Annotated in this window: 24 protein-coding genes; 7 read left to right on the forward strand and 17 right to left on the reverse strand. The window is 42.3% G+C overall.

Translation table 11 applies throughout. The annotated features are described in order from the left end of the window. The 3 genes from V7M78_RS08590 to V7M78_RS08600 all read right to left on the reverse strand — a co-directional run. The coding region (locus V7M78_RS08590; RefSeq protein ID WP_333648457.1) for a BglG family transcription antiterminator at nt 1–1,690 on the reverse strand (1,690 nt) is incomplete at its 3' end. Between the two features lie 195 nt (nt 1,691–1,885). Next, nucleotides 1,886–2,935 (reverse strand): 16S rRNA (cytosine(1402)-N(4))-methyltransferase RsmH, encoded by a 1,050-nt coding sequence (gene rsmH, locus V7M78_RS08595; protein ID WP_333648459.1) that lies wholly within the window; start codon nt 2,933–2,935, stop codon nt 1,886–1,888. 23 nt (nt 2,936–2,958) lie between these two features. Continuing rightward, entirely contained in the window at nt 2,959–3,528 is a 570-nt protein-coding gene (locus tag V7M78_RS08600; protein ID WP_333648461.1) for a DNA-3-methyladenine glycosylase I, read from the reverse strand. A gap of 201 nt (nt 3,529–3,729) precedes the next feature. Between V7M78_RS08600 and V7M78_RS08605 the strand changes: the two genes are divergently transcribed. Next, the gene (locus tag V7M78_RS08605; protein ID WP_333648463.1) at nt 3,730–5,052 is read left to right on the forward strand and encodes an MATE family efflux transporter; all 1,323 of its coding nucleotides are present in this window, start codon (nt 3,730–3,732) and stop codon (nt 5,050–5,052) included. 132 nt (nt 5,053–5,184) lie between these two features. Here V7M78_RS08605 and V7M78_RS08610 read toward each other — a convergent pair whose 3' ends face one another. After that, the gene (locus V7M78_RS08610) at nt 5,185–6,315 is read right to left on the reverse strand and encodes a 5-methyltetrahydropteroyltriglutamate--homocysteine S-methyltransferase (RefSeq protein WP_333648465.1); all 1,131 of its coding nucleotides are present in this window, start codon (nt 6,313–6,315) and stop codon (nt 5,185–5,187) included. A gap of 99 nt (nt 6,316–6,414) precedes the next feature. Next, the gene (locus V7M78_RS08615) at nt 6,415–7,329 is read right to left on the reverse strand and encodes a LysR family transcriptional regulator (protein WP_333648467.1); all 915 of its coding nucleotides are present in this window, start codon (nt 7,327–7,329) and stop codon (nt 6,415–6,417) included. Between the two features lie 407 nt (nt 7,330–7,736). Here V7M78_RS08615 and V7M78_RS08620 point away from each other — a divergent pair, with 407 nt between their 5' ends. From V7M78_RS08620 to V7M78_RS08635, 4 genes are read left to right on the forward strand one after another with little or no spacing between them, the layout of a single operon-like run. Then, a complete protein-coding gene (locus V7M78_RS08620; RefSeq protein WP_333648469.1) occupies nt 7,737–8,288 on the forward strand; it encodes a PBECR4 domain-containing protein in 552 nt (183 codons plus the stop codon). Nucleotides 8,289–8,334: 46 nt separating this feature from the next. Next, the gene (locus tag V7M78_RS08625) at nt 8,335–9,588 is read left to right on the forward strand and encodes an ABC transporter substrate-binding protein (protein ID WP_333648471.1); all 1,254 of its coding nucleotides are present in this window, start codon (nt 8,335–8,337) and stop codon (nt 9,586–9,588) included. After that, entirely contained in the window at nt 9,585–10,286 is a 702-nt protein-coding gene (locus V7M78_RS08630) for a GTP-binding protein (protein WP_333648473.1), read from the forward strand. Before V7M78_RS08625 ends, V7M78_RS08630 begins: the two co-directional genes overlap by 4 nt. Beyond that, nucleotides 10,283–11,296, forward strand: coding sequence for an ATP-binding cassette domain-containing protein (locus V7M78_RS08635; protein ID WP_333648475.1), 1,014 nt, complete (start codon nt 10,283–10,285; stop codon nt 11,294–11,296). The genes V7M78_RS08630 and V7M78_RS08635 overlap by 4 nt, the downstream gene beginning before the upstream one ends. Nucleotides 11,297–11,386: 90 nt before the next feature. On the opposite strand, the gene V7M78_RS08640 is transcribed toward V7M78_RS08635, so the two are convergent. After that, complete coding sequence (locus V7M78_RS08640) at nt 11,387–12,265, reverse strand: LysR family transcriptional regulator (RefSeq protein WP_333648477.1); 879 nt, start codon at nt 12,263–12,265, stop codon at nt 11,387–11,389. Nucleotides 12,266–12,446: 181 nt separating this feature from the next. Here V7M78_RS08640 and V7M78_RS08645 point away from each other — a divergent pair, with 181 nt between their 5' ends. Beyond that, nucleotides 12,447–13,478 carry a YeiH family protein gene (locus V7M78_RS08645; RefSeq protein WP_333648479.1) on the forward strand — a complete coding sequence of 344 codons (1,032 nt, stop codon included), beginning with the start codon at nt 12,447–12,449 and terminating at the stop codon, nt 13,476–13,478. 18 nt (nt 13,479–13,496) lie between these two features. Here V7M78_RS08645 and V7M78_RS08650 read toward each other — a convergent pair whose 3' ends face one another. The 3 genes from V7M78_RS08650 to V7M78_RS08660 are packed head-to-tail and all read right to left on the reverse strand — an operon-like array spanning nt 13,497 to nt 15,188. Further along, complete coding sequence (locus tag V7M78_RS08650; RefSeq protein ID WP_333648480.1) at nt 13,497–14,033, reverse strand: hypothetical protein; 537 nt, start codon at nt 14,031–14,033, stop codon at nt 13,497–13,499. Between the two features lie 13 nt (nt 14,034–14,046). Then, on the reverse strand, nt 14,047–14,610 hold the full coding sequence (locus V7M78_RS08655) for a chromate transporter (RefSeq protein WP_333648482.1): 564 nt from the start codon (nt 14,608–14,610) through the stop codon (nt 14,047–14,049). Continuing rightward, complete coding sequence (locus V7M78_RS08660; protein ID WP_333648484.1) at nt 14,607–15,188, reverse strand: chromate transporter; 582 nt, start codon at nt 15,186–15,188, stop codon at nt 14,607–14,609. Before V7M78_RS08660 ends, V7M78_RS08655 begins: the two co-directional genes overlap by 4 nt. Nucleotides 15,189–15,297: 109 nt before the next feature. Between V7M78_RS08660 and V7M78_RS08665 the strand changes: the two genes are divergently transcribed. Then, on the forward strand, nt 15,298–16,164 hold the full coding sequence (locus V7M78_RS08665) for a LysR family transcriptional regulator (protein WP_333648486.1): 867 nt from the start codon (nt 15,298–15,300) through the stop codon (nt 16,162–16,164). 54 nt (nt 16,165–16,218) lie between these two features. On the opposite strand, the gene V7M78_RS08670 is transcribed toward V7M78_RS08665, so the two are convergent. The 8 genes from V7M78_RS08670 to V7M78_RS08705 all read right to left on the reverse strand — a co-directional run bounded on the left by V7M78_RS08670 (nt 16,219) and on the right by V7M78_RS08705 (nt 25,103). Continuing rightward, nucleotides 16,219–16,608 carry a DUF6483 family protein gene (locus V7M78_RS08670; RefSeq protein WP_333648488.1) on the reverse strand — a complete coding sequence of 130 codons (390 nt, stop codon included), beginning with the start codon at nt 16,606–16,608 and terminating at the stop codon, nt 16,219–16,221. Nucleotides 16,609–16,698: 90 nt separating this feature from the next. Beyond that, nucleotides 16,699–18,234: a histidine kinase N-terminal 7TM domain-containing diguanylate cyclase gene (locus V7M78_RS08675; RefSeq protein ID WP_333648490.1), complete on the reverse strand. Its 1,536-nt coding sequence runs from the start codon at nt 18,232–18,234 to the stop codon at nt 16,699–16,701. A gap of 115 nt (nt 18,235–18,349) precedes the next feature. Continuing rightward, complete coding sequence (locus tag V7M78_RS08680; RefSeq protein WP_333648492.1) at nt 18,350–20,140, reverse strand: methyl-accepting chemotaxis protein; 1,791 nt, start codon at nt 20,138–20,140, stop codon at nt 18,350–18,352. A 58-nt stretch (nt 20,141–20,198) separates the two neighbouring features. Then, entirely contained in the window at nt 20,199–20,507 is a 309-nt protein-coding gene (locus tag V7M78_RS08685; protein ID WP_333648494.1) for a hypothetical protein, read from the reverse strand. 154 nt (nt 20,508–20,661) lie between these two features. Next, nucleotides 20,662–23,229 (reverse strand): LuxR C-terminal-related transcriptional regulator, encoded by a 2,568-nt coding sequence (locus tag V7M78_RS08690; protein ID WP_333648496.1) that lies wholly within the window; start codon nt 23,227–23,229, stop codon nt 20,662–20,664. 128 nt (nt 23,230–23,357) lie between these two features. After that, the gene (locus tag V7M78_RS08695) at nt 23,358–23,687 is read right to left on the reverse strand and encodes a helix-turn-helix domain-containing protein (protein ID WP_333648498.1); all 330 of its coding nucleotides are present in this window, start codon (nt 23,685–23,687) and stop codon (nt 23,358–23,360) included. A gap of 323 nt (nt 23,688–24,010) precedes the next feature. Continuing rightward, complete coding sequence (locus V7M78_RS08700) at nt 24,011–24,382, reverse strand: hypothetical protein (RefSeq protein ID WP_333648500.1); 372 nt, start codon at nt 24,380–24,382, stop codon at nt 24,011–24,013. A 28-nt stretch (nt 24,383–24,410) separates the two neighbouring features. After that, the gene (locus V7M78_RS08705; RefSeq protein ID WP_333648502.1) at nt 24,411–25,103 is read right to left on the reverse strand and encodes an aspartate/glutamate racemase family protein; all 693 of its coding nucleotides are present in this window, start codon (nt 25,101–25,103) and stop codon (nt 24,411–24,413) included. Between the last annotated feature and the right edge of the window lie 51 nt (nt 25,104–25,154).

Below are 25,154 nucleotides of genomic sequence, written 5' to 3' on the forward strand. Positions count from 1 at the left end.
GCCCTTTGTCCACAAGGAGTCTGCCGCTGGCTTTAACGGCTTCATCCCGGCTGTCTGCTTCAAATTTTGCTTTGATTAAATCCTCAGTCAAAATTTCTTTTAACATGGGTTGATAAATTCCTTTCTTTGTTTCTGAATTTTCAGTAATTCCCAAATATGCACTCAATTCGTTTTTTAAAGGAGTCAGCTTACGATCCTCGATCTCCGCATATTTGACGATGATGTCCATTACCTCACCCATATGAATCCGGGCAGTGAGAAAGGACAACTGGTTCTGTATTTCCTTTATGTCATAATCCGACAAATAAGGAGTCACCTTTAATACTTTTGCGTCCTTCCATTCAAAAGGAACTGTAGAAATAATCAGGTCAGGAGCATGATTCGCCAACCAGAGCGCAGCATTTCTCACACTGAAGGTTCCCCATACATTCACATGGAAGATGGCCTGGAGCCTGCTTTTTAATATCTCAGAGGTGCTGATTCCTGCATTACACACAATGATGACATTGGGCGTCCTGCATATCTGTTTTTCGTTTCTTTCGATTACCGAAGCAAAAAATAAGGTAAAATAGGATATCTCATGATCATTGAAATGAACCTTAAGCTTTTCTTCAAGTACTTTAACCCCTTTTTCCACCGCCTTGTTAAGCTCAGAGAAATTTTCCAGAACGTAGTTTATCAGAGGATTCTCAGCCCATTCTGCTGCCAGGGCTCTCTTATAAGCGGGGCGCAGATGATTCAGCAGGCCTTCATAAAGTTTGGAATCCGTCCGGAATGCTTCAAAGGGATATTCTTTCGCCACAGCATCGATAAACTGATTTGTTACCAGATTAAAAGGCAGCCATTTTTCAGACAGCAGTTCCTCAGATCTGACGACAGAAGCTTCTGCCAGCTTAGTTGCCAGGTAAAAGCAGTCATCCAAAGAAACTTCCCGGCCGAATATTTTCTCGATCTCCCTATGCCGTTCCACAAAAGCCTTTTCTTCTCTTGTCAGAACCTCCCTTGGACCTTCAGGGAAAACTTTTCCTATGGATATCCTTGCACAGGTGACATAAAAGGCGATCAGTACACGGTTAAACCACAGATCGCTCAGTTCTACATTGATCTCCCTGGCTATATCGTCTAAAAACTTCTCGCAGGAATCTAATATCTGTAAAGCTTTTTTATCCGCCTTATGCTCAAAAAACAACGGATCTTCGCTGATGGAAAGGATCAGCAGATTCCTGATATTCCGCTCCTTTCCGGAAATCCGATACCCCTTAAAAGGAGCCGCTTCTATTACAATAGAATGGAAGCTGAGCATTTCCTTTATTTCTTTCAAATCACCGATGAGGGTATTTCTCGAAATATCAAGTTTTTTCAGCAGCTCTTCTACCGTAAACTGGTCACCGGACAAAAGGATGGTTTCAATAATCCGCAAACGCCGGATCCCCGGATTTGATAAAACAAAGGCTGATGTCGAATGGATCAGACTTTCAAATTTAATCACCAGCGGTGACTTATAAAACAGTTTCCCCTTATCCCCATTGATTTCAGAATAGCCGGAAGCCTCAAGCAATTCATTTAACTTTTTAATATCGCTGTAAATGGTTCTTGTGCTTACAGAAAACTGCTGCGCCAGTTCCCGGACAGTGAACTCACGGCTGCTTTGGCAGACAAGACGGAAAATTTCCGGAAGTCGATTTTCCATAGTTTCCTCCTTCATGTAATGAGTATAGCATTCCAATGAAACCGCCAACAAATCCAATTTACTTCACTTTTTTTGAATGGATCGGTATATGGCAAAAGACTGTAAGATTCAAGAGATCAGAAAAAGGACCAGACGGGCTTTGTCTTCACAAAACCTGCCTGATCCTGTTTGGCTTTTGACCATGGCCTGTATTTATCAGGCCCTCACCGCCCACCTCATTTTAGTGGAACGGGCACGGGGATTTCTGTTGCACTCTTCTGCTGACGGACGGATAACCTCTTCAGAAATCTCGCTGTAAACTCCTGCCTTTTTTAAGTCCTTAAAAGACTTTTTCACAAGCCTGTCCTCTCCGGAATGAAAAGTCAGGATAGCCGCCCGACCGCCGACCGCAAGAATCTTTGGAAGCTTTTCCAGGAAGCTGTACAAAACTTCGTATTCGTTATTCACATCGATCCGCAAAGCCTGGAACGTTCTCTGGCAGGATTTTTTAACGGCTTCATTTTGATCCTTTTCCGGTACAAATGCAAGGGCTTTTTCAATCACTTCCCGCAATTTCGTTGTGGTGTCAATCTCATTTCCTCTTTTTATCTCATTTACAATCCGTTTTGAGATTTCTTCCGCATAAGGCTCGTCCGCATTCTCAAGGAGCATGCCCCGCAGCTCCTCCTGAGAAATGGTTCGTATCCGTTCTGCTGCTGGAATCCCCTTTTCCGGGTTTAACCGCAGATCAAGAGGGCCTTCTGTTTTAAAGGAAAATCCCCTGTCCGGATTGTCAATCTGCATGGAAGAAACGCCTAAGTCTGCCAGCACAAAATCAAACCGCCCCGCTTCTTCTGCCACCTGGTCAATGTTGGCAAAATTAAGCTGTTTGATGGTTAGAATTTCAGGGCCATAGCCTGCCTGCGCTAAACGTTCCCTTGTTTTTACAATCTCAATGGGGTCCACATCAAGAGCATACATATGGCCTTTTGACTCCAGGCATTTTAACATTTCCTGGGTGTGGCCGCCGTAGCCAAGAGTTGCATCAAGCCCTTTTTGTCCGGGCTTAATCTGAAGAAATTCCAGGATTTCATTGACACAGATGGAAATGTGCATACCCGCAGGCGTACTTCCCTTCTGGATTACCTTTTCAATGGTATCCCCGTATTTTTCCGGCTGCTGTTCCTTATATTTTTCCTGAAATGTTCTGGGGTGAGTCCCCTTATAGCGAACACGGCGCTTGTGATTTGATTCCTTGCTTTCCATAATTACCTCTTTCTCGTTTATAATTAGCTGCGTTTATAAAAGGCACAGGTAGTCAAATGATCATTAACCATTCCAACTGCCTGCATAAATGCATAAACAGTGGTGCTGCCCACAAATTTAAAGCCCTTCTTTTTTAAATCCTTGCTGATGGCGTCTGAAACAGGGGTGCTGGCCGGAACTTCTTCAATCCGGGTCCATGAGTTGATAATGGGCTGGTAATTTACAAATGACCACAAATAGTTGTCCAGAGAACCGAATTCTTCGCAGATTTTAAAATATACCTTTGCATTATGAACCACTGCATTTACTTTTTGCCTGTTTTTAATGATTCCATCGTTATGCAGAAGTGCTTCTATTTTTGCATCGTCATAGGTCACAAGGACTGCTGGGGCAAAATTGTCAAAGGCTTCACAAAGAGTGTTCATTTTTGATAAAATGGTTGACCAGCTGAGTCCAGCCTGTTTACCTTCCAGTATCAGCATTTTAAACAATTTTTTATCGTCGTGGACGGGAATTCCCCATTCATTGTCATGGTACTCCTGCTCTAATTTATTTTTTGCAGCCCAGTCGCACCGCTTTACTTCATTTACCATGGCTCCTCCTGTCTTTGCTTTCCAAATATGCTTTCATTCATTATACTAAATAAGTCAGAATCATTCTACCATAACTTTCTTCTTTGACTTCTTAATGAAATATAAAATCAGAAAAACAGAAAGATTTGACAAATAAAGGGATTGCTGGTATGGTGAATATTCGATGTATTTATAAAAACGAACTGGCTGGGAGAGATAGAATTGAAAAACATTGATATGACAACCGGAAATCCAACAAAGAAAATACTGCTTTTTTCCTTACCGATCTTTTTAGGAAACGTATTTCAGCAAATATACAGTATGTCAGACACCTTAGTAGTAGGGCGTTTTCTTGGAAAGGAAGCCCTGGCTGCCGTAGGTTCCTCTTCTGCCTTGGTGGTCTTTATTAATGCTATATTAATCGGCTTGTGTATGGGTAGCGGTATCTTGTTTGCAGAATTTTATGGTGCAAAAAAATATAAGCAATTATCTGATGCAGTTTCCACTACCGTGATTTTTATTTTCAGTGTGACAGTGTTTATTTCTGCTGTCTGCATTATCTTTTTAGACCCTCTTGTCCGCATGTTTCAGGTGCCGGAGGATGCCCTTGTGCTTTCTAAAAGCTATCTGCGCATTATATTCGCCGGGCTTCCATTTATGTTTTTATACAATATTGCTTCTGCGGTTTTGCGGGCGGCAGGGGATTCCAAAACACCTTTGATTTTTCTCATTCTTGCATCCGTCATTAACGTTGCGTTTGACTTTATATTGGTGATTTATACGCCCCTTGGCGTAAAGGGACCGGCCTGGTCTACCTTTGCTGCACAATTTTTTTCAGGAATTCCACTGTGCATATTTGCACTGAAAAAGCTGGATTTCCTGGATATTGGCTTCCGCTTTAATAAGACTATGTTCATCAGGGTCGCCAAATACTCGCTGCTGACTTCTTTACAGCAGTCTATTATGAATTTCGGCATTTTATTGGTACAGGGGCTGGTCAACTCCTTTGGAATCGTGGCAATGGCGGCATTTACCGCAGGGGTGAGAATTGATTCCTTTGCCTATATGCCAGCCCAGGATTTCGGAAATGCCTTTGCTACTTATATTGCCCAGAATAAGGGGGCTGGGAAAACGGAACGCATAAGGGAAGGTTTTCACTCCGCCATTCTCTGCTCCACGGTTTTCTGCGGAATCATCTCCGCAGCCGTCTGCTTTTTCGCTCCCAATCTCATTGCCCTGTTTGTTCCTGACGACAAGGCGGTCATAGAAGCCGGTGTTCAGTATCTGCGCATTGAAGGGGCTTTTTATGTGCTGATCGGGTATCTGTTTTTGCATTATGGCTTTTACCGCGGCCTTGGTCACTTTTATACATCAACGGTATTGACACTTATTTCTCTGGGAATACGTGTAGCTTTCTCCTATGCTCTTGTATGGCTGGGATTTGGTCTCAGCAGTATCTGGTGGAGCATTCCTATGGGCTGGGCATTGGCGGATATAGCGGGATTTATCTGGTATGCCAAGTTGAGAAAAGATATGGTTTTATAGGAAAGTCTGGATTCAGTCACAATAAATCCGGCAGAAAATCTGATGCATGAGATTTTCTGCCGGATTTTTATATTACTTGTGTTACTTATGTTACCAAAACAGGCTGACAAGCACCAAATATGACGTATCAGCTTATCCCCATACCTTTTCTGCAATTCTTTTTACAAGGCTGATCTTATCCCACTGCTCCTGCTCGGTCAGAATATTTCCTTCTTCCGTGGAAGCAAAGCCGCACTGAGGGCTGAGACAGAGCCGGTCTAAAGGTACATACTGGCTGGCTTCATGAATTCGTGCAATGATCTGGTCTTCATTTTCAAGCTGGGGATACTTGGAGGTAATTAAGCCAAGAACTACCAGCTTATTATCGGAAACCTTGGAAAGCGGTTCAAAGTCACCGGAGCGGTCATCGTCAAATTCCAGGTAATACGCCTGTACGTTTTCACCGCCAAACAGCACATCGGCAACAGGTCCATAGCCGCCGCTGGTTGCCCAGGTGGAATGATAATTGCCCCGGCAGACATGTGTGTTGACTGTTAAATCGGCAGGCAGATTTTCAACGGCAAGGTTATTTAAGCGCAGGTAAAGCTTCTGTAAGCTTTCCGGGCTGTAGGAATCACCGGCCATATTTTTCCAGAAGCCCTGGTCACAGAGCATTCCCCAGGTGCAGTCATCAAGCTGAAGGTTTCGGCAGCCTGCATCGTAAAGAGCCAGAATAAAGTCCCGGTAAGCAACTGTCAAGTCCTGATAGAGCTCTTCACGGTCAGGATAAACGGTATTTAAACGGTCTTCATTTTCTCCTCGGACCAGTTCTGCAAAAAACTGTGCCGGTGCCGGAATGGTCTGACGGGTCAGTACACGGCCATTTACCGTGTCACGGAGAAACTCATAATGCTGAATGAAGGGGTGAGAGGAAAAACGGATCTTTCCGCAGACCCTTGCGGAATCTGCACGGGTTTCCTCACCGTGGAAAAAGTAACCGTGTTCCATTTCAATGTGTTCAATGCCGTCAAATCCCCACATAAAGTCCAGGTGCCAATAGCTGCGGCGGAATTCTCCGTCAGTGACGGAAAGAAGTCCGGCCTGGATTTCCTTTTCCACCAAATCCCGGATGCAGTCATCCTCCACGGCGGTTAGCTGTTCTTCAGTTATCTTAGCCTGGGCAAAATCCAAACGGGCTTGTTTTAAATGCTCCGGACGCAGGAAGCTTCCGACAATATCGTAACGAAAGGGTGCACTGGTGCGTGCAGAAAATTGTGTGCTCATATGTATAATCTCCTTAACTGTTTTTGTATGTCTGCATTATACAATAAGCTCACTGCTATGCGTTAATACTAAAATTCAATCATTTGCGATAACTTAAAGCTATATCGTGTAATAAGAGGCAACGTACTCACGCAGCAGCGTAATATAGCGCTCTCCAAGAGGGCTTAACTGGCTGCCTTCGTCATAAACGTAACCGATATCCATGGTTTCCTCGCTTTTTAAAGGAATGGACACAATATCGGTTCCGTTTAAATCCTTGCTGAGAATGCCGGAGGAAATTGTATATCCGTCAATGCCGATCAGCAGATTAAAAAGCGTTGCACGGTCTGAAACCACAATGCTTTTAGGACTGAATTCCACGCTGTGCAGCTCTTCTGAAAAGTAAAAGGAATTGTTGATTCCCTGCTCATAGGTAAGGCGAGGGTAATCCGCCAGGTCTTCCAAGGTGACCCATTCCTTTTTAACCAAAGGGTTTTTGCTGCTGACAAAGACATGGGGCTGTGCGGTAAAAAGGGATACAAAGCGTAAGTTATTTTCACGCAGAATGCGCTTTATGACTTCACGGTTAAAATGGCTCATATACAGAATTCCCAACTCACTGCGCCTTGTGCGCACATCCTCAATAATATCAAAAGTCCGCGACTCTCTCAGGGAAAATTCATACTGGGCCTGTCCGTATTCCTGTATCAGGGTTACAAAGGCGTTAACCACAAAGGCATAGTGCTGTGCGGAAATGGCAAAGACCCGTCGCACCGGCGTATTCTGCTTATATTGCTGTTCCAAAAGCTCTGCCTGTTCCATGACCTGACGGGCATAGGACAAAAACTTGGTTCCTTCTTCGGACAGGGTCACCCCTCTGTTGGTGCGGTGAAAAATCAAAATACCCATTTCCTTTTCCAGCTCTGCAACGGCTTTGGAAAGACTGGGCTGGGTAATGAAGAAGGTCTGTGCAGCCGTGTGAAAGGAGCCTGTCTGTGCGATTTGTATGATATATCTTAATTGCTGCAGGGTCATCTGTTTCCTCCTGATAATTATATGAATTTTCAGGATATCCAGGTTGGACTGGATATCCATTTATTGTCTGGGTTTATAAGATATTTTTATTTTCATTTTTTTACTTTCTGCATATAATAAATAGGACACATGTACATGCGTGTCTATAACAGCTTCAAGCTTTGGATATCCTGGTTTTCATTGACTTAAGGCTGTTGTGTGCTATAATAAAAGCAGAGGATAGCAGCGTTGACTAGCTATCGCGGCATCGAAGCAGTTGACTGTGTCGGTATGCAGCCTTCTGTGGAGCCAGCCTGTGGGTTATGCGGAAACCACTAACCGAATAGATTCTTTGGAATCGAACGAAAACGCATAAATAGGGCCTTGCTTTTGCAAGGTCCTTTATTTTAAAGGAAAGGAGGATTCCTTTGAATGAGTCAGGCCAGGATCTTCTTTATCAGGCTGCATCTGTATGGAAGAGCCTAACAGAATACAACTATGTTTTTATATATGGCTGCAAAAACAAGCTTTATACAATCAATCTCACCTTTTCTTCTGAGGATTTTCCTCATCTTGCAGGATTTCAGTATTTGAAAGATTTATCTCTTCCAAAATATAATCCCCCAAAAATAGTCGACAGAATTATGAACAAGGACATCACATATATGCAAATAAACAGGGGTACTCAATATAATGCCTCTGTAAAACCACGCCTTGAAGCACTTATCCGTTTAAAAGACATTATGGAAAACGACTTTAAACTCTTTTCGTATATGCCACACATGTATCCTTTTACAACAATGATAAAAGCAGATTACCTTATCTCCAGTCATTTGGACTCGGATAGCTTTATATTTATAATACAAAATTCTCCTAACAGATCTGCCAATTGTGATATCTTACTTATATTATTTTGTCTTTTTTATTTCTCAATTTGTTGTATTTACAACGCACAAACCGGAAATCATATGCTATCATAAGTATAACATATAACTTTGACGTTATCACCAGAGAAAGGACGAAAAAATGGCAAACTATTTTAAAGCTTCTGATACCATTTATGATATAACCGAAAAATACCCTGAGACAATCGGTCTGTTTGTTTCAAACGGTTTTGAAAATTTAAATGACCCGGCCATGCGCAGCACCCTTGGAAAGAGCATTACTCTTGAAATGGCTTTATCCATGAGAAAGCTGAATCAGGAAATTTTTATAGAGAAATTGGAAGAAGTCATTGAGCAGAATCTTCCCAGCTTTACCTCCGGCCTCACCCCTACTAAGAAGGAAGACGGCGGGGATATCCGCATTGAAGGCGTGCTTCCCTGCCCTATCCGTCTTCCTCTTTTAGAAAAATTTGAAGCCTGGATGGAATCCCAGAAGGATTCTATGGATTACAAGGTGGACTACAATCTAAAGTCTGCCAACTTAGGCCTTGACGATGTAAAGGAACGTGTCATTGCAGCAAACGGCAATGCAGATGCTTTATCTGATCTTTACTTATCCGCAGGCTTTGACTTATTCTTTGATAAAAACCTGATGGGGCGTTACGGAGAAGCCGGCGTATTTGAAGATCTTTCTGATATAGAGAAGATCAATCCTGATTTTGATAAGGACACGATTTCCTTAAAAGATCCGAAAAACCAGTATGCCATCATCGGCATTGTTCCCGCCGTCTTTATGGTAAATACCAATGTTTTAGGTGACAGACCAGTTCCTGAAAGCTGGGCAGACTTAATGAAACCTGAGTTTGAAAACAGCGTCAGCATGCCTATGAAGGATCTGGATATGTTCAATGCATTTTTGCTTCATATCCACCGTTATTATGGCGATGAGGGCATTGAGAAGATGGGAAAAGCTCTTCTGCGCAGCATGCATCCGGCTCAGATGGTGAAGTCCCATATTTCCAGGGACGGAAATAAGGTTCCCGCTGTTACCATTTCTCCTTACTTCTTTGCTGCCATGGCAGACGAGAAAAGCCCCATGCGCCCGGTATGGCCAAAGGATGGAGCAATCATAAGCCCTATCTTCCTTCTGGCAAAGGGAAAGAACAGAGATAAGGTGAAGCCTTTTGTGGATTTCCTTTATTCCAAAGAAATCGGCGATATTCTTTCCTCTAACGGAAAGTTCCCTTCTACCAATCCGCTGGTAGATAATCACTTAAAGCCGGAACAGAACTTCATGTGGCTTGGCTGGGATTATATTCACAGCCATGATATCGGAGAACTGATCAAAACCACTGAAAAACTGTTTTACCGTGCTGCAGAAAAGGAGCTCTTATGAATTTAATTATATTTTCGGGCCCTCCCTCTTCAGGGAAGACTTCTGTCATCTTAAAAACCATTGCCTCCTTTCGGACCAGAAATATCAAGGTAGGCGTAGTGAAATTTGACTGTCTTTATACAGATGATGATATTGCTTATGAAAAAGCCGGTATTCCGGTTAAAAAGGGCCTTTCCGGTGCCTTATGTCCGGACCATTTCTTCGCTTCCAACATCGAAGAGGTGGTAAACTGGGGCAACCAGGAAAAGCTGGACTTACTTATTACCGAATCCGCCGGACTTTGCAACCGATGCTCTCCTTATTTAAAGGAAATCAAGGGTGTCTGCGTGATCGACAACCTTTCCGGAATCAATACGCCGAAAAAAATCGGCCCTATGTTGAAGTCCGCTGACTTTGTTGTCATTACCAAGGGAGATATTGTGTCCCAGGCAGAGCGTGAAGTTTTCGCTTCCTGCGTAAGCTCCGTCAATCCCCGTGCCGTCACCATGCACGTAAACGGCCTGACAGGCCAGGGTGCCTATGAGCTTGGAAGTCTTATCTACGATGAAAACCAGAACATCGAATCGGTTCAGGGCATGCAGCTTCGCTTCCCAATGCCTTCCGCTCTTTGCTCCTACTGTCTTGGAGAAACGAGAATCGGAGAAGCATTTCAGATGGGAAATGTTAAAAAAATCAATTTGGGGGCGGATAAGACATGATGAATTTAACTTTAGACCAACTGCTTAAGGAATATCCCTTTGCCACATCCTATTTTGAACAGAACAAACTGGATATTGCAGGATACGGGGATAAGACCTTTGAAGAATATTTAGAGCATTTTACAGAGGAAGAAGTGGAAGACCAGGCCATTGAAAAGGACAAGCTTCTGGCAAATCTTCCGATTTATATTGAACAGATGAAGGCATTTCTGGGTCTGGAAAAAGACAACCAGGTTCTGTCCCTAACCATACTGGCCGGACATGACAAATCCGGTGTTTCAGAAGGCTTTTCAGAGCTTACGGTGGAAACCTCCCAGATCATTTCCATCGTAGGGCCTACAGGTTCCGGTAAAAGCCGCCTTCTGGCCGATATTGAATGGGCAGCGCAAAATGATACGCCTACGGGCCGCAGCATTTTAATCAACGGCAAAAAGCCTGATAATAAATGGCGTTTTTCCTCCAACAACAGACTGGTGGCACAGCTTTCCCAGAACATGAACTTTGTTATGGACCTTACGGTAGAGGACTTTTTAAGAATGCACGCCGTAAGCCGTCTGGTGGAGGATCCCCAGAGTGTCATCGATCGGATTATTCTGGCCGCCAACAATTTGGCAGGAGAAAAATTTGATTTGACCACTCCTGTTACCAGCTTAAGCGGAGGACAGTCCAGAGCTTTGATGATTGCGGATACCGCCATTTTAAGCTCCTCTCCTATCGTTCTCATTGATGAAATTGAAAATGCCGGAATTGACCGGAAAAAGGCTCTTGACCTTTTGGTTTCTTCTGACAAAATCGTTTTAATGGCAACTCATGATCCTCTTCTGGCGCTTATGGCTGACAGGCGTATTATTATTAAAAACGGCGGAATCAGCAAGGTGATTGATACCAGTGAGGAAGAAAAGGTCTTGCTGGAGGAACTTGAAAAAATGGATTCCCTCATACAGACAGCACGTCAGGAGCTTCGTAAGGGAAGCGCTTTATCTGCTAAGACATTGGAAATGGGAATATAAATGTAATATAAATAAGGATGCTCCTCAAGTTGTTTCGCGGCTTTGGGAGCACCCTTATTTTTTGGCTACCTGACTTTCTTTCACCGATACTCAGGCTTTCAGTATTTTATATATTTCACGATAATTCTCAGAAAAAACACTTCCTCTGTTCCAGATAAATGCAAAATCATGGAGTACCTGGAAATCTTCTAATTTAATTTCTATGAGACTTCCTGCCTCCAGTTCTTTTTTTACTGCTGCTTCATAGAGAAAAGTAATTCCGCAGCCCTCTTCTACCAGGGACTTTATAGCATTGATCCCTTCTATTTCAACTGTATATTTAAAATCTCTTATTTCAAGATTTCTGGCTTCCATGTTTTTTTCAAATATATCTCTTGTTCCGGAACCGTTTTCCCTTATGATGATTCGTTCTGACAGCAAATCTGCCAGTTTTTTTGGTTTGCTTTGAAATGCATAATCTTTGCTGCACACGGGTATATAGCGTTCCTGGGAATAGGGAAGATCATCATACTCTCTCTTGCTGTAATTCCCTTCAACGATTGCAAAATCGATTTCTCCTGAATTTAATTTTTCCAGCAGCTCACTGGTATTGCCTTCCAGCATCCGCACCTCTGTGTCCGGATACAGGCTTAAGTACTGCTTGATTCCCTTAGCTATGACAAATTCTCCTATGGTTAAGGTGGCACCAAAGACCAGATTGTTTTTCTTCTTGCCGGAAGCCTGGATGATCTGCTTTAAGTAAAGATCGTCGTGCTTCATGGTAATGGCCGCCTGATACAAGGTCTTTCCGGCATCGGTTAAATACATTTTTTTGCCTTCATATTCAAACAGCTTTGCGCCATAAAAATTTTCCAGGTAATGAATATGCTGTGACACTGCAGGCTGGGTGATGCTGAGCGCTTCAGAAGCCCTTGTAAAGTTCATATATCTGCACACTTCTAAAAAAGTGTCAATCCTAAAATCTCTCATATCTTTCCCATTCCTTTTCTGATACTCTTAAGTAATTATTTATATTATATCACAATCGATAACATTTTCTTATGAAATAATAAATATTTATAATTTCATTTTATTGTCCGCTTATGATATGTTTATAAACGTTTACAAGGATTGGATTTCCATATCCAAATAGAAAAAGGAGCGCGTAACTATGAACTTCATCAAAAAAAATGGAGCCGGACTGGCTCTGTGTCTGGCTATTGCTATTCCGGCCTGGTTCATGGGCAGCCGGTTTCCCATTGCCGGCGGGCCTGTGATTGCAATTATTGCCGGCATGATTGTCACGTTTTTTGTGAAAGATAAGAGAAAATATAAATCAGGCATTCATTTTACCTCAAAAAAGGTTTTGCAGTATGCTGTGATTCTGCTGGGATTTGGCCTGAATCTGTCTGTTATATTGGAAACAGGAAGGCAGTCTCTGCCAATTATTATCAGCACAATTACTGCTTCTCTTGTTATTGCATTCATCCTGCATAAAGCCATGGGTATACCGGCAAACATATCCGCTTTGGTTGGTGTGGGATCTTCCATCTGCGGCGGTTCTGCAATCGCCGCCACTGCTCCCGTCATAGATGCAGATGATGATGAAGTGGCTCAGGCGATTTCAGTGATTTTCTTTTTTAATATTATTGCTGCTGTTTTATTTCCTTCTCTTGGTACCTGGCTGGGATTTTCCACTTCCTCCGGAGGCCCCTTCGGCATCTTTGCCGGAACTGCAATTAACGATACTTCCTCTGTAACTGCCGCCGCTTCCACCTGGGACAGTATGTACGGCTTAGGCTCTGCAACTCTTGATAAAGCTGTTACGGTTAAGCTGACAAGAACCCTGGCTATCATTCCTATTACCCTTGTGCTGGCATTTGTCCGGACAAAGAGGGAAGGAAATTCCGCTGGGAAGAAAGTCAATATGAGAAATATCTTTCCGTTTTTTATTATTTATTTTATACTGGCTTCTGTTATCACTACGGCTGCTGCAGGTTTTGGGGTTCCGGTATCTGTCTTTATGCCATTTAAAGAATTGAGTAAATTTTTAATTGTTTTAGCAATGTCAGCCATTGGGTTGAATTCCGATGTGGTAAAACTGGTGAAGTCAGGCGGCAAACCGATGATTATGGGATTTTGCTGCTGGACAGGGATTACGGCGGTAAGCCTTGTGTTACAGCATTTTCTGGGAATCTGGTAAGATCAGCCTTCAAAACATCTAAACCACAACCAAATCATCTTCGTGCATCATATACTCCATGAGCACATAGATTCCAGCCCAAAAAACAGCATCATATCTTTCTGTACATTCAAAGTAAACAGGCTTTAGTGAAAAAAACGGAGTGACGCTCCCCAACTGGACATCACCGTATGTGATTATTAAACTGTGATTTTTCTGACGTTGAATAATCCAAATACCATACGGTGTTTCCAAGTCCATTTTTTCAACCCGGGGAGGTCTTAACTTGAAATTCTGTGATTTTGCAGATTCCGTTTTTTCTGTAAAAGAAAGGGTTGCAGTTACTACAGGAGCAGTATTTTTATAAATGATATATTTTTTAGAATCATCGCAATTCCAATCCTCTTTGTCTTTGGAAAGGTTTATAATGTCTGTGGTAAAGACAATATTACCTTTCCCATCACTGATCTTCTTAGCCGCTCCTATAAACTTTTGATTGCTGATTTTTGCCGCTGTCTCTCCGCTTTCATCTATCAGGCTCCAAGCGAAAAGTCCCTTTCGAATTCGCAGTTTCATAACCTTTCCCTCCCTATATCAATAAATAAACGATTCCTCCCATAACCCCTGAACCCAGCATCACAAAAATCGGGTTGGGCCTCCATTTTCGCAATATAAATAAAGCTGATCCAAATAACAGGATTGCAATATAGTTTATGGATTGAGGATTGATTGAAAATCCCGATTCTCCCCATACAGCCAATATAAAAATGGACAGACCAGCTGATGCAATTAATGCAACAACCGCCGGCCTTAACCCGGAGAGTACGCCTTGTATTATGGTTAATTCTTTGCATTTAAAGTAAACCCATGCCAGCGATAAAACAATGACATATGAGGGAAGAATGCAGCCAAAGGTGGCAATAAGCGCCCCTGGAATGCCGGCAATTCTGATTCCCACAAAGGTGGCGGAATTGACTGCAATGGGTCCCGGTGTCATTTCGGCAATGGTAATCAAATCAGTAAATTCGGTCAAAGTCAGCCAATGATTCAATTCAACCACCTGATTTTGGATCAGCGGTATTGCCGCCATTCCTCCCCCAATACTGAACATACCAATCTGAAAAAAACTCCAAAAAAGATTTATAATTGTCATTTGCATGTGCCTTCCTTTTTAGCTTTCTTTGCCTGAATCAGCAGTCTTGCCGCTCCAATGCATCCACATACTAAAATAATGTACATGACATTGATTTTCAAAAAAAATGTTGCTGTAAATGCTCCAATCATAACAAGCAGAGATATGATATCTTTTTCCTTTGCAACATTGCCGCCAAGGTTCAGTATAACATCAGCAATGACAGCGGCAACGCCTGCCTGCATTCCTTTTAAAACCGCATTGACTGCGATATTGTCTCTGAATGCCGCGTAAAAAAGAGATATGACTGAAATGATAATCAACGGCGGCAGTACTGTCCCTAAAATGGTAACGACAGTGCCTGATATGCCTGCCATACGGTATCCCAGCAGTATGGAGGCATTTACAGCAACAGCTCCGGGGGAAGATTGAGCAATTGCTGCCATATTCAGCATCTCTTCTTCCTCAATCCATTGCAAATCATCCACAAATTTTTTCTTCATTAAAGGGATGATGACAAATCCCCCTCCAAAGGTAAATGCACTTAAGTAAAACGTTGAGCTAAAAAGCTTTCTGTAAATATGTTTTTTATGATCCACTTAACCAAACCTCCTTTTAGTTTATTATAAGGCTTGCTTTTATATATGTTAAATAGTATTATATTATATGGTTCATAATATATTTATTATATTAAAACAGGAGGATATAATGACTCTGAGACATCTGAAAATATTTGTCACTGTCTGTAAAACCGGAAGTGCAACTGCAGCGGGAGAAAAACTATTTATTGCACAGCCCTCTGTCAGCCTTGCAATATCTGAACTTGAAGATTATTATGGAATTAAATTATTTGATCGCATTGCAAAAAGGCTTCATATTACAGAAGCCGGTAAGCATTTTCTTCAATACGCAACACATATTGTGGGACTTTTTGAGGACATGGAAAAAGAGATTAAGAACTTTGATGCAATGGGTGTGATCCGCATTGGAGCAAGTATTACCATCGGCAATTACCTGCTGCCCGGATATATAAAAGAATTTAAGCAGATACATCCTCAGATGGATGTGAAAGCAGTTATAGATAACTCTGACAAAATTCAACAGTATGTTTTGTCTAATCAAATAGATATCGGGCTGATTGAAGGAACTTTGAATAGTCCATATATCATTGATCAAAAATTCCGTGATGATGATTTGGTACTGATCTGTGCAAATGACCACCCCTTTGCCGGGCATGAGAATATTGAACTGTCACAGCTGCAACAAGAAAATTTTATTTTAAGAGAGTCAGGAAGTGCGGGACGTGAGATATTCAGCAGAGCGATGATAACTTATGGACTGGAAATTTCCCCGGCATGGGAAAGCACCAGCACCCAAGCAATAGTCCGTGCGGTCCAAGCTAATTTAGGTGTATCGGTGCTTCCTTACCTGTTGGTAAAGGATTCCCTGGACAGGGATGAAATTAATCAATTTCACTTAAATGGAATGCAGTTCCGTCAAAATTTTTGCGTCATTCACCATCGCAATAAATTCCTGACAGAGAGCGCCAAAGATTTTATAACGCTGTGTAAATGATCGTTTTGTCCGCCCCTTTTTCTCTGCTTTTGTGATATAAAAGGGGCATCAGGCTTATTCTGATATAATCTCCAGAAGCGTATTTGCCATATTCTCATAACCATAGATAGATGAAGCATATTTTAGTCCATCGATTATTTCTTCTTCTGAAAAATCATGTTCTTCCAGAAATTTTACACTCTTTTCATTGAGATGGGAATAAAACATAAGCGCCATTTTATAATATTCCACATCCCCGGCATTCAATTTATTCCACAATTCATTTTCCGCCTCATTGATATTTCCCAGGTCAATGAGGCTTCGCAGTTTATCATACTCTTCCTGTTTTTCCTTCTCTGGAAAAACCAGTTCTTCCTTTTTGTCCAAATCAATGCTAAAAACCAGCTTTAACAAAGTTCTTATCATTTCATAAATCAGACGCATGATATAATCCCGCTTAACCATAAAATCCTCCTGTTTCAATACCCCACCAAATTCCGTGTGCTGTAAATTTTTTATTCCTGACTCCATTGTATCACCAACCCACGGATTTTTCTATCCCCCGGCAATTTTACAATGAGGACTTGTCCGGTTGCGTCCGTTATTTTTTGCTTTGTACATCTCTATATCAGCCTCATTTAACATATTTTCCAGGGAATGACCATTTTCCATGCCAGAAGAGTATGCCATCCCAATGCTGACAGTGATATTTATAGAGTGTTTCTGATAAGAAACAGGTGTCTTCTCAATGGTTTTCCGCAGCTTCTCAGAGGCAGCAAATGCTTGTTCCATGGAAACATTTCCAAGAAGAACAACGATTTCTTCGCCGCCGTACCGTCCTACAATATCCTCAGCCTTGCGAAAACTGTTCTTCACGATAAGGGCCACAGACCTCAGTACAGCATCTCCTGCGGGATGCCCATAAGTATCATTTACCCTCTTAAAAAAGTCAATATCAATCAACAGCAAGGCATAGGGAGTATGTTTTGCCTCTCCATTGCACAGCATTAGCTTGGCTAAATCAAAAAACGTTCCCCGGTTATAAATGCGCATCAGGGGATCAAAGGAAGCCTGAATGCGCAGCTTCTTTAACAGCTTTTCATTTTCAGTAACATCGTGAAGCAGGAAGCATATGCCGCTGACCGCTGCATCCTGCAGGATGGGCGTCTGGGTTGCCCGGTAACACCGTGCCCCCTTATCAGTCAGCAGTTTCATCAGCTCCGTTGAGTTTTTAAACCTCTCTATGCCGGGTATGGTATCACCCGGTATTAAAGATTTCAGAACAGGGAACAGCCTTTTAGCAGCCTCATTTGCATCCAGAAAATTAAAATCCTTATCGCAGACAATAAAGGCGTCATCCATTGATTCAATCACTTTGGCCCGTGCCAAAGGCACTATGTTCAGCAGATTGTGATATCTGACCGAATAAAGAAGCAGAACCATGGAAATGGTGTTGCTGGCCGGAGTTGGGTCGTAGCGGAATTTGGCAGTGGAAAAGACATAAGGAATGCTGCAGAGCATAGGAACCAGACATGATACCAAAAGAATACGGCTCTGCTGTCTTTTCAGCCTGCTGCTTTCCCTTGAAAATAAATGCCTGAGAATCAGACGAAGGATCAGGGAAAAAATTACGTAGCTGTATACGGTATACAGGTGATAAACCGGCCCGGGGTACACCCTGCAGTTAGCGATGAACCCATTGGAGATATATTCCATGTTTTTATAGAAAATCTTCAGTACCGGATATGTCTGCATAGCAAGCATACTGAGGAAAGGCGTAGAAAAAATCAAAAAGAGCCTTACCTTATTAAGCCTCCTTTGTCCATATATGTCACGTACAAACAAATATGATATGGGAAGGAGAAAAGGCAGTCCCATATACTGCAGGCGGACGCTGGAAAAAGCCGTTTCCAGCGTGGCCGAAGTGATCTCCTGCAGATATCCAAAGTTGTACATAAAATTAGTGACGGACAAAAAAATCAGAAAGTAAGCTTTTTCAGCATGGTGCTGCTTAATTGAGTATAATACCAGAAGCATTGAACACAGCGTTGCCGCAAAGACAAGCATGGCAAATATATTCAGATTATACAAAATGGCACCTCCTATTTATATACCCCCGTCGATGGTGCTATCCTTTTATCTCATTTGAAACTGCCCCACAAGGTTTTTCATAAGTTCATGATAATATCCTCCTCCCCCTCCGGGTTCAATATTTTCCCAAACCTGATACAGCTTCCGTCACCAGTCCGCCGGAGCTAAAAGGAGGAAGGGAGTCCAGTTTAAACCGTTCCACTTCTTTCCGCAATGTGGCTGCCTGGGCTGACATCTCTTCGCTTGTGGCAGAATTTTCTTCAGCAGTTGCCGCATTGGTCTGGACAACGGCAGAAACCTGTTCCAGGCCTTGCTTAATTTGCTCAATTGCATCGGCCTGCTCAGATGATGCCCTTTTGATGGTTCCCATGATGGCTCCTATCTGATTGGCATCGGTCTCCATTTCCTGCAGAGCCAGTGCTGTCTGTTCTGTTATCTTCGTTCCGTCAGATACAGTATTGACTGTATTTTGTATGAGGGTTCCTGTCTGCCGGGCTGCTTCCGCAGATTTTACAGCCAGATTGCGAACCTCGTCAGCCACAACAGCAAAGCCTTTTCCGGCTTCTCCGGCCCGGGCCGCTTCAATGGCAGCATTCAGGGAGAGGATGTTGGTCTGGAAAGCAATGTCTTCAATCACTTTTGTAATATTGGCAATCTGGCTTGAGGCAGAAGCGATATTTGACATAGCTTGGGTAAGCTGTTCCATATGTTCATTGCCGTTTGAAATAGCTTCACCTGCCTGTCTCACATAGTGAACAGCAGTTGTGACACTGTCTGAATTTTGGGCAGCCTGTTCTGCGACCTGCATGATGGAGGCACTCAATTCCTCCACAGAAGAAGCCTGCTCTGTGGAACCGGCTGCAAGCTCCTGAGCTCCGCTGGAAACCTGATCAGCACCGATGCTGACCTGTCCGGCTGCGGCATTGATGGTATGCATTGTGCTGTTTATGGACGAAGCAGTATGGATAATTGCCTCTTTCAGCACCCTGTAATCCCCCGGATAGTCCAGGTCTACCCTGATCCGAAGATCTCCCTGGGCAATCCGGGTGATTTTTTCAATTACGTCATGAATGACGGCCATCAGCATACGATTGCCGTTTCGGATGAATTCAGCCATCTGCCCCATTTCATCCCTGCTTTGATACGTTATTTCAGCGTTTAGATTGCCTTTGGATATTTCGCGGTATGCATCTACAATCTCATTGATCGGATGAAGGATTGATTTTCTGATTTCAAGTACCACTATGACCGTCAGTAATATTGAGATTGCGCCAAAAGACACAAGCAAAATCCACGCAAGCCGCTGAGCTGCTTCCGCTTCATCGCTTTGGTGCACCGCCCGTTCCTGAGCGACTGTGGACAGCTTAAACAGAATTTCCATCGCCTCATCAATTCTTGGTTCATATTCGTCCTTAAAAAAGGCAAACGCTTCCTCCAGACTTGCATCAGAGTGTTCTAAAACAAGGGCTGATATCTTCTCCCGTTTCTCAGCGGCCTCTGATAAAATTGTGCGGATCTTTTCAATATCTGCGTCCAGATCATGATTCCTCTGGTTGCTTTCATATGCATCCAGCGAGGAAATAACTGCTTTACCGGAAGCGCTGGCCGCATCCAGGCTGTCTTTGGAAGACTCCATGTCATTTTCCACTACTGCATCCAGCAAGTAATGAAGAATCCCCTGCATATTTACCTGCATGCTCCTGACGTGCTCCGCATTGGGCACCGTGTACGTTCCGTACAGCTCCACTTGTTTGCCGATGTTATTGATGCAAAACAGAGCTAAAAGAGATACTGACATCATCAAAGCGAGTATAATTCCAAATCCGGCACCCAACTTTTTTGTAACAGTGAGGTTTTTAAAAATGCTGTTTTTTGTTTGACTTGAGTTTAACGTTGAATTTAACATATCATTTGTCCTTTCTCTATTGGTATACTTTTTTATTAATGAGATCCTGGGATGTGCCTTACTTCCCACGATCAATGAGTATCAGGTCCATAAACTCTGAAGCCGTAATTCTAACGGGCATTCTTTTTTCTTTACAGAAAATCAAGTAATCTCCGTCCGTATTTACACTTTGAAACAATTCCTCATCACGAAGCACGCCAAAACGGGCAGTATTCAGTCTGGAACGAAAGTCAAACTGAATAATGGAACCAGTCTCCATGATCACTTCCAACCGGTAATCCGGTAAGGCCTTCACACTCTTAAAGTACCGGTCCCCTTTCGCTTTTTCAGGATTGAAGCTGCCTTTGCTTTCAAGCCGGTTTTTCATATTTTTCACCTCCGAAATTAACGAAACAAGTTTACCTGATTAACACCATGAGCATAAACGTCATGGCAAAAAAGAGAGTATATAAAAAATAATCTGCTATATAAAGCTTACCGCAGATTATTTTTTATGGCATACTCCTTTTGGGACTATTTTATCAGAAATCTCGTGCAGTCAGATCGGTTTTGGAATGAATATCCAGCTTGCTGTACACATTTCTGAGGATTGCTTTTACAGTTGTTGGAGAAATATATAACTTTCCGGCAATTTCTTTTGTAGTCAGCCGTTCCTTAGCCAACAGGGCAACCTCTCTTTCCCTTGAGGTGAGAGGAGATTTCTTTTGCAGAATGGCTTTTCTGATATCGGATACGCCTTTTTGCTGCCTGATGCAGAGAATCTTTAAGGCAGCGATTTTGCCGCCCCAGCCGGCATGGGTATTCATTTCATTTTCAAGACCAACATGGCGCACAATCATCTCAGACAAGCACTCTTCCATACCTGAAAATTGAGCAAAAGGAAGGTAAACCTGGTCCGGCAGTGCCAGATCAAGAGCTTCTCTGAGGCGTTCCTGAGCCTCCAGATACTTCCCGCTGTTACGCTTTGCCATAGAAAAAAATATAAGGCTGTATACCTGAGGCATGAGATACTTTATTCTTTCATTGAAATCTCTTCCCTGATCCAGGGCAAGCTGGCAAACACCATAGAATTCATTGTATCTTTTATCCATAAGCAAAAGGCTTAAGTGAATCATCTGCGCAAATGGAACCATAGGAACATGCAATACCTTTTTTATGCGCTCCATATCATAAAGCCATGGGGCTACATAATCTTTTACACCTAATACAACACTTATAACCGACATACAGTATTCAATCATATGCAAAATATATAAATCAGAGTTTTCTTTCCCATAGCCCTGGAGATTGGTTATTGCTTCTGAGTAACCTTCCCCATCCCCGCGGAGAATGGCAATCCGGACACGGATAAATTCTGCGCAGATACACATGCCGGTTTGTCTGTTGCTGCGGGCCTCGTAAAGAGCCTTATAACATAGAATTTCAGCCTCATCATCATCCCCGCGCATGAGCATGGCTTCGGCACGCATGATGATGTTATATCCGGCACCATTTCCCTGTGTAAACCTGTAATATAACTGAGCCCCTCTGTCTACCTGCTGCAGAACTTCATTAAGTGTGCCGGATTCTCTCCAGAACATATTTAATACAGAGGTTGCAGCAAACAGCCAAGGCGTACCAGCCTTGACCAGATTAGAATGGCTATTTAAATATTGAAGAGTTTTTTCATGACCTTCTATCATTTTGGGAACCTGGTTGAAATTTCCCAAAGTCTCTAAAATGGCATGCTCTCCTTTTATTCTCCATAATTCTTCTGAGCTGAAGCTTGTTTCATCTTCAACTGCCCGGTAAAGTAATCCGCTCAGTCTTTCATATATCTGTATGTATCCCTCTATCAGCGCATAATATCCAAAAGCCAATATAGCAAAGGGATATTTAATCCATATTTCTTCCGGACATTCATAGACTATTTTCTCAATGAATTCAGGCTGGTATTTTGCTTCCTGTATGTCCATGCATTCAACGGTAAAAGGCAATGACAGGATAGCATCAAAATCTCTGATTTTATAGTAAAATACGGCGGCCAGATAATTCTGTGAGATGACGGCGTAGGATTCCCCGGCTCTTCGGTACACTTGTTTTTGATATGCCTCCGGCTGAAAATGATAAAAGCGGTTTTTCAGATAATTTTGCAGGATACTGTGGAGACTGTAGAGGTATTTATGGGGAAAATAGCGTATAAAATCATTATTCTTAAGGAGTACTTCAATCTTATGAGGGATAGTCTCCTGCCCCAGCATAATAGCCGCCTGATGCGCTGTAAAGCTGCCTAAAACTGATACTGACATCAGGAAGTCCTGTTCCTCCGGATCAAGTTTATTCCAAATGGATGTCTCTACCAGTTGTTCAATATTGGCATTAAAACTGAATGAACCCGTTTCTATTAAGTTAATGGCCTGCAGCCGGATTGCCGATACCCAGCCTTCCGTATTCTCATATATTTTCTCTAATTCCTCCTGATTTAATTGAATCCCTTCCATGCGGAGCACAATATCCGTACTCTCTCTGTCAAAGAAAAAATAAGGAGCATCAATCATGTGAACATCGCTGTTGTAGAGTGACACTTTTTGTCCGGCTTTCATCTGCTGAGTGATGATAATAATATGCAGATTGGGATTTCCATGCATGAAAAAAGCAGTTCCCAGCTTGTGAGGAAACTCGCAGTCAAATAGCTGAAAATTATCTACTACAAAATAGGTCTCCGATTGGCAGGAGACATCCTTTAAGTATGAAGCCATATAAAACAATGTATCCCTTGCCGGCAGGTTGAGATTTTTAAGATCCTCAGCCGTCTTTTCATCAACCTTTGCAAATACTTCACAAAAGCCCTGCCACGAAACAGAAGCGGGGCCTCCCAGACATGTATACCAATACTCACAGGCACCGTCAGGAAGATTGCCTTTCAAATACTCCCTGACGGCTGTTGTTTTTCCAAATCCCGACGGTGCCTCCACAATGGTCAATGGATAGTCCGGTATCTGGTCCAGCTGTTTTATGAGCTTATCCGGAAAATAATACTTTTTATGGTGATTGGATTTTTTGCGCATCTCGCTTTCTCCATTCTTCATCTTCTGTATGGTATTTCTCATAGGAGATCCTCAATTGTAACATAATACTATCTTTTGTATCATTATAAACTACAGACCATTGAAAAGGCAAGACAAATAAGATATTAAAATAGAGCCTCTTAACCAGAGGCCCCCGCTTGTCTTACGCCCTATTCTTTTTTCGTGTGCCGGATCATGACTTCGACCATCTCATTGATCATGTCTACCTGATCCGGCTCCAGATGCTTGAGCTGCTTACCGAGCTGTTTCACACTGTCAGGAATGACAGGGCTGTCCAAAAGATCTCCCAGCAGATAATCTGCAGAAGTTCCAAGTACATTGCATATTTTCAGAAAAAGATGAAAACTTGGCAAACCGCTTCCACTCTCAATTCTGCGAATATGCACCGCATTCACACCGCACTGTTCTGACAATTGTTCAGAGGTCATACCCCTTTCTTTTCGTAACTGGTTAATTCTTCTCCCTAAGGTCTTTTTCATTCTAGTCTTACCCCATCTTTGTAGCTTAGAATTTTTATTTGTGCATTACTAGTTTACAAAAATTGTTTTTCAATAAATAGTGTTTACCACATTACAAAAATACATAAAAGGATACACTTGATTCTAATTTTGAAACAAATCTCTTCTTGTGCAAGCTGCTTTTTGGATAACAAAATCAGGAAAGACCGGCATATTCAGCCGGTCTTTCCTGATTTTATTATTCCTGATATTGATACCAGATATTCACATTCAGCGACGAATATGGATAAGGTTCTTTTCCAGATAGCTGCGAAGCTTCCACATATTGGCCGGGTCTGGGAAATTTAACAATCTTCTCTTTTATGCAGCTCTTTTTTGATCAATGCTTCAGAAATTTGCATTGCCTTAATAATGGGCTCAAACCGCCTGTATTGCGTACTTTCCCTTTCATACTTGCTCTGGGCCTTTTCTGTTTTGCTTATAATAGATGTTACAGGCGGTAATGCTTTTTTCAGTTCTTCCTGAGTATACGTTCTTATTGAACCGTCATCCATTACCAGTGATTGGGATATATAGAGCGCTTTTATTCTGTTTTTCAGCAGGGAATGGTGTGATGTTCCAGCTGCAAATTTAAGCTGCGTCTTTTCACAGTTGCTGATTGTGGAAGATATTATTTTTAATGCATCTGATAAATCTTTTTCACCGTAATTACTCATTGGATACTCCTTATCAAGCTTTGATTTTTTAATTTTCTATAGAAAGCATGGCAGCTTTGGAAGCATGAATTTGAGTTGTGTCAAACACAGGCAAGTCAGTATCCTTTTGCTGAATCAATAGGCCAATTTCTGTACATCCCAAAATCACTCCCTGGGCACCTTGCCTGGCAAGTCCATCAATAATCCGGCGGTATTCTTCCTTTGATGTTTCTGAAATAATTCCTAAGCACAATTCATGATAAATCACATCGTTTATTGTCTCGATTTCCTGTTCGTCTGGGATAAGAACAGCGATCCCTGCATTTGTTAATTTTTCTTTGTAGAAATCCTGCGTCATTGTGTACTTTGTTCCCAGAAGTGCAACTTTTGTAATATTGCGTAATTTCAATTCCTCTGCCGTTGCTTCGGCAATGTGGAGGATGGGAATCTTAATTCTGCTTTGAATCCGGGGAGCTACCTTATGCATGGTATTGGTACAGATTACAATAAAATCGGCACCGGCTTTTTCAAGATTCTCTGCTGCTGCGGATAGAATATCAGCACTTTTTTCCCAGTCACCTTCCGCCTGGCATTTCTCAATTTCGGCGAAATCCACACTGTATAGCAGTACTTTGGCTGAATGCAATCCGCCTAACTTCTGTTTTATTATTTCATTTATGGTTTGATAGTATGTAACTGTACTTTCCCAGCTCATTCCGCCAAGTAATCCAATTGTTTTCAAGTCATTTCCTCCTGTAGATTGAAATTTAAGTTAAAGTGTATATTGCAGCAA

The organism is Lacrimispora sp. (assembly GCF_036758025.1).
Lineage (GTDB): Bacteria > Bacillota > Clostridia > Lachnospirales > Lachnospiraceae > Lacrimispora.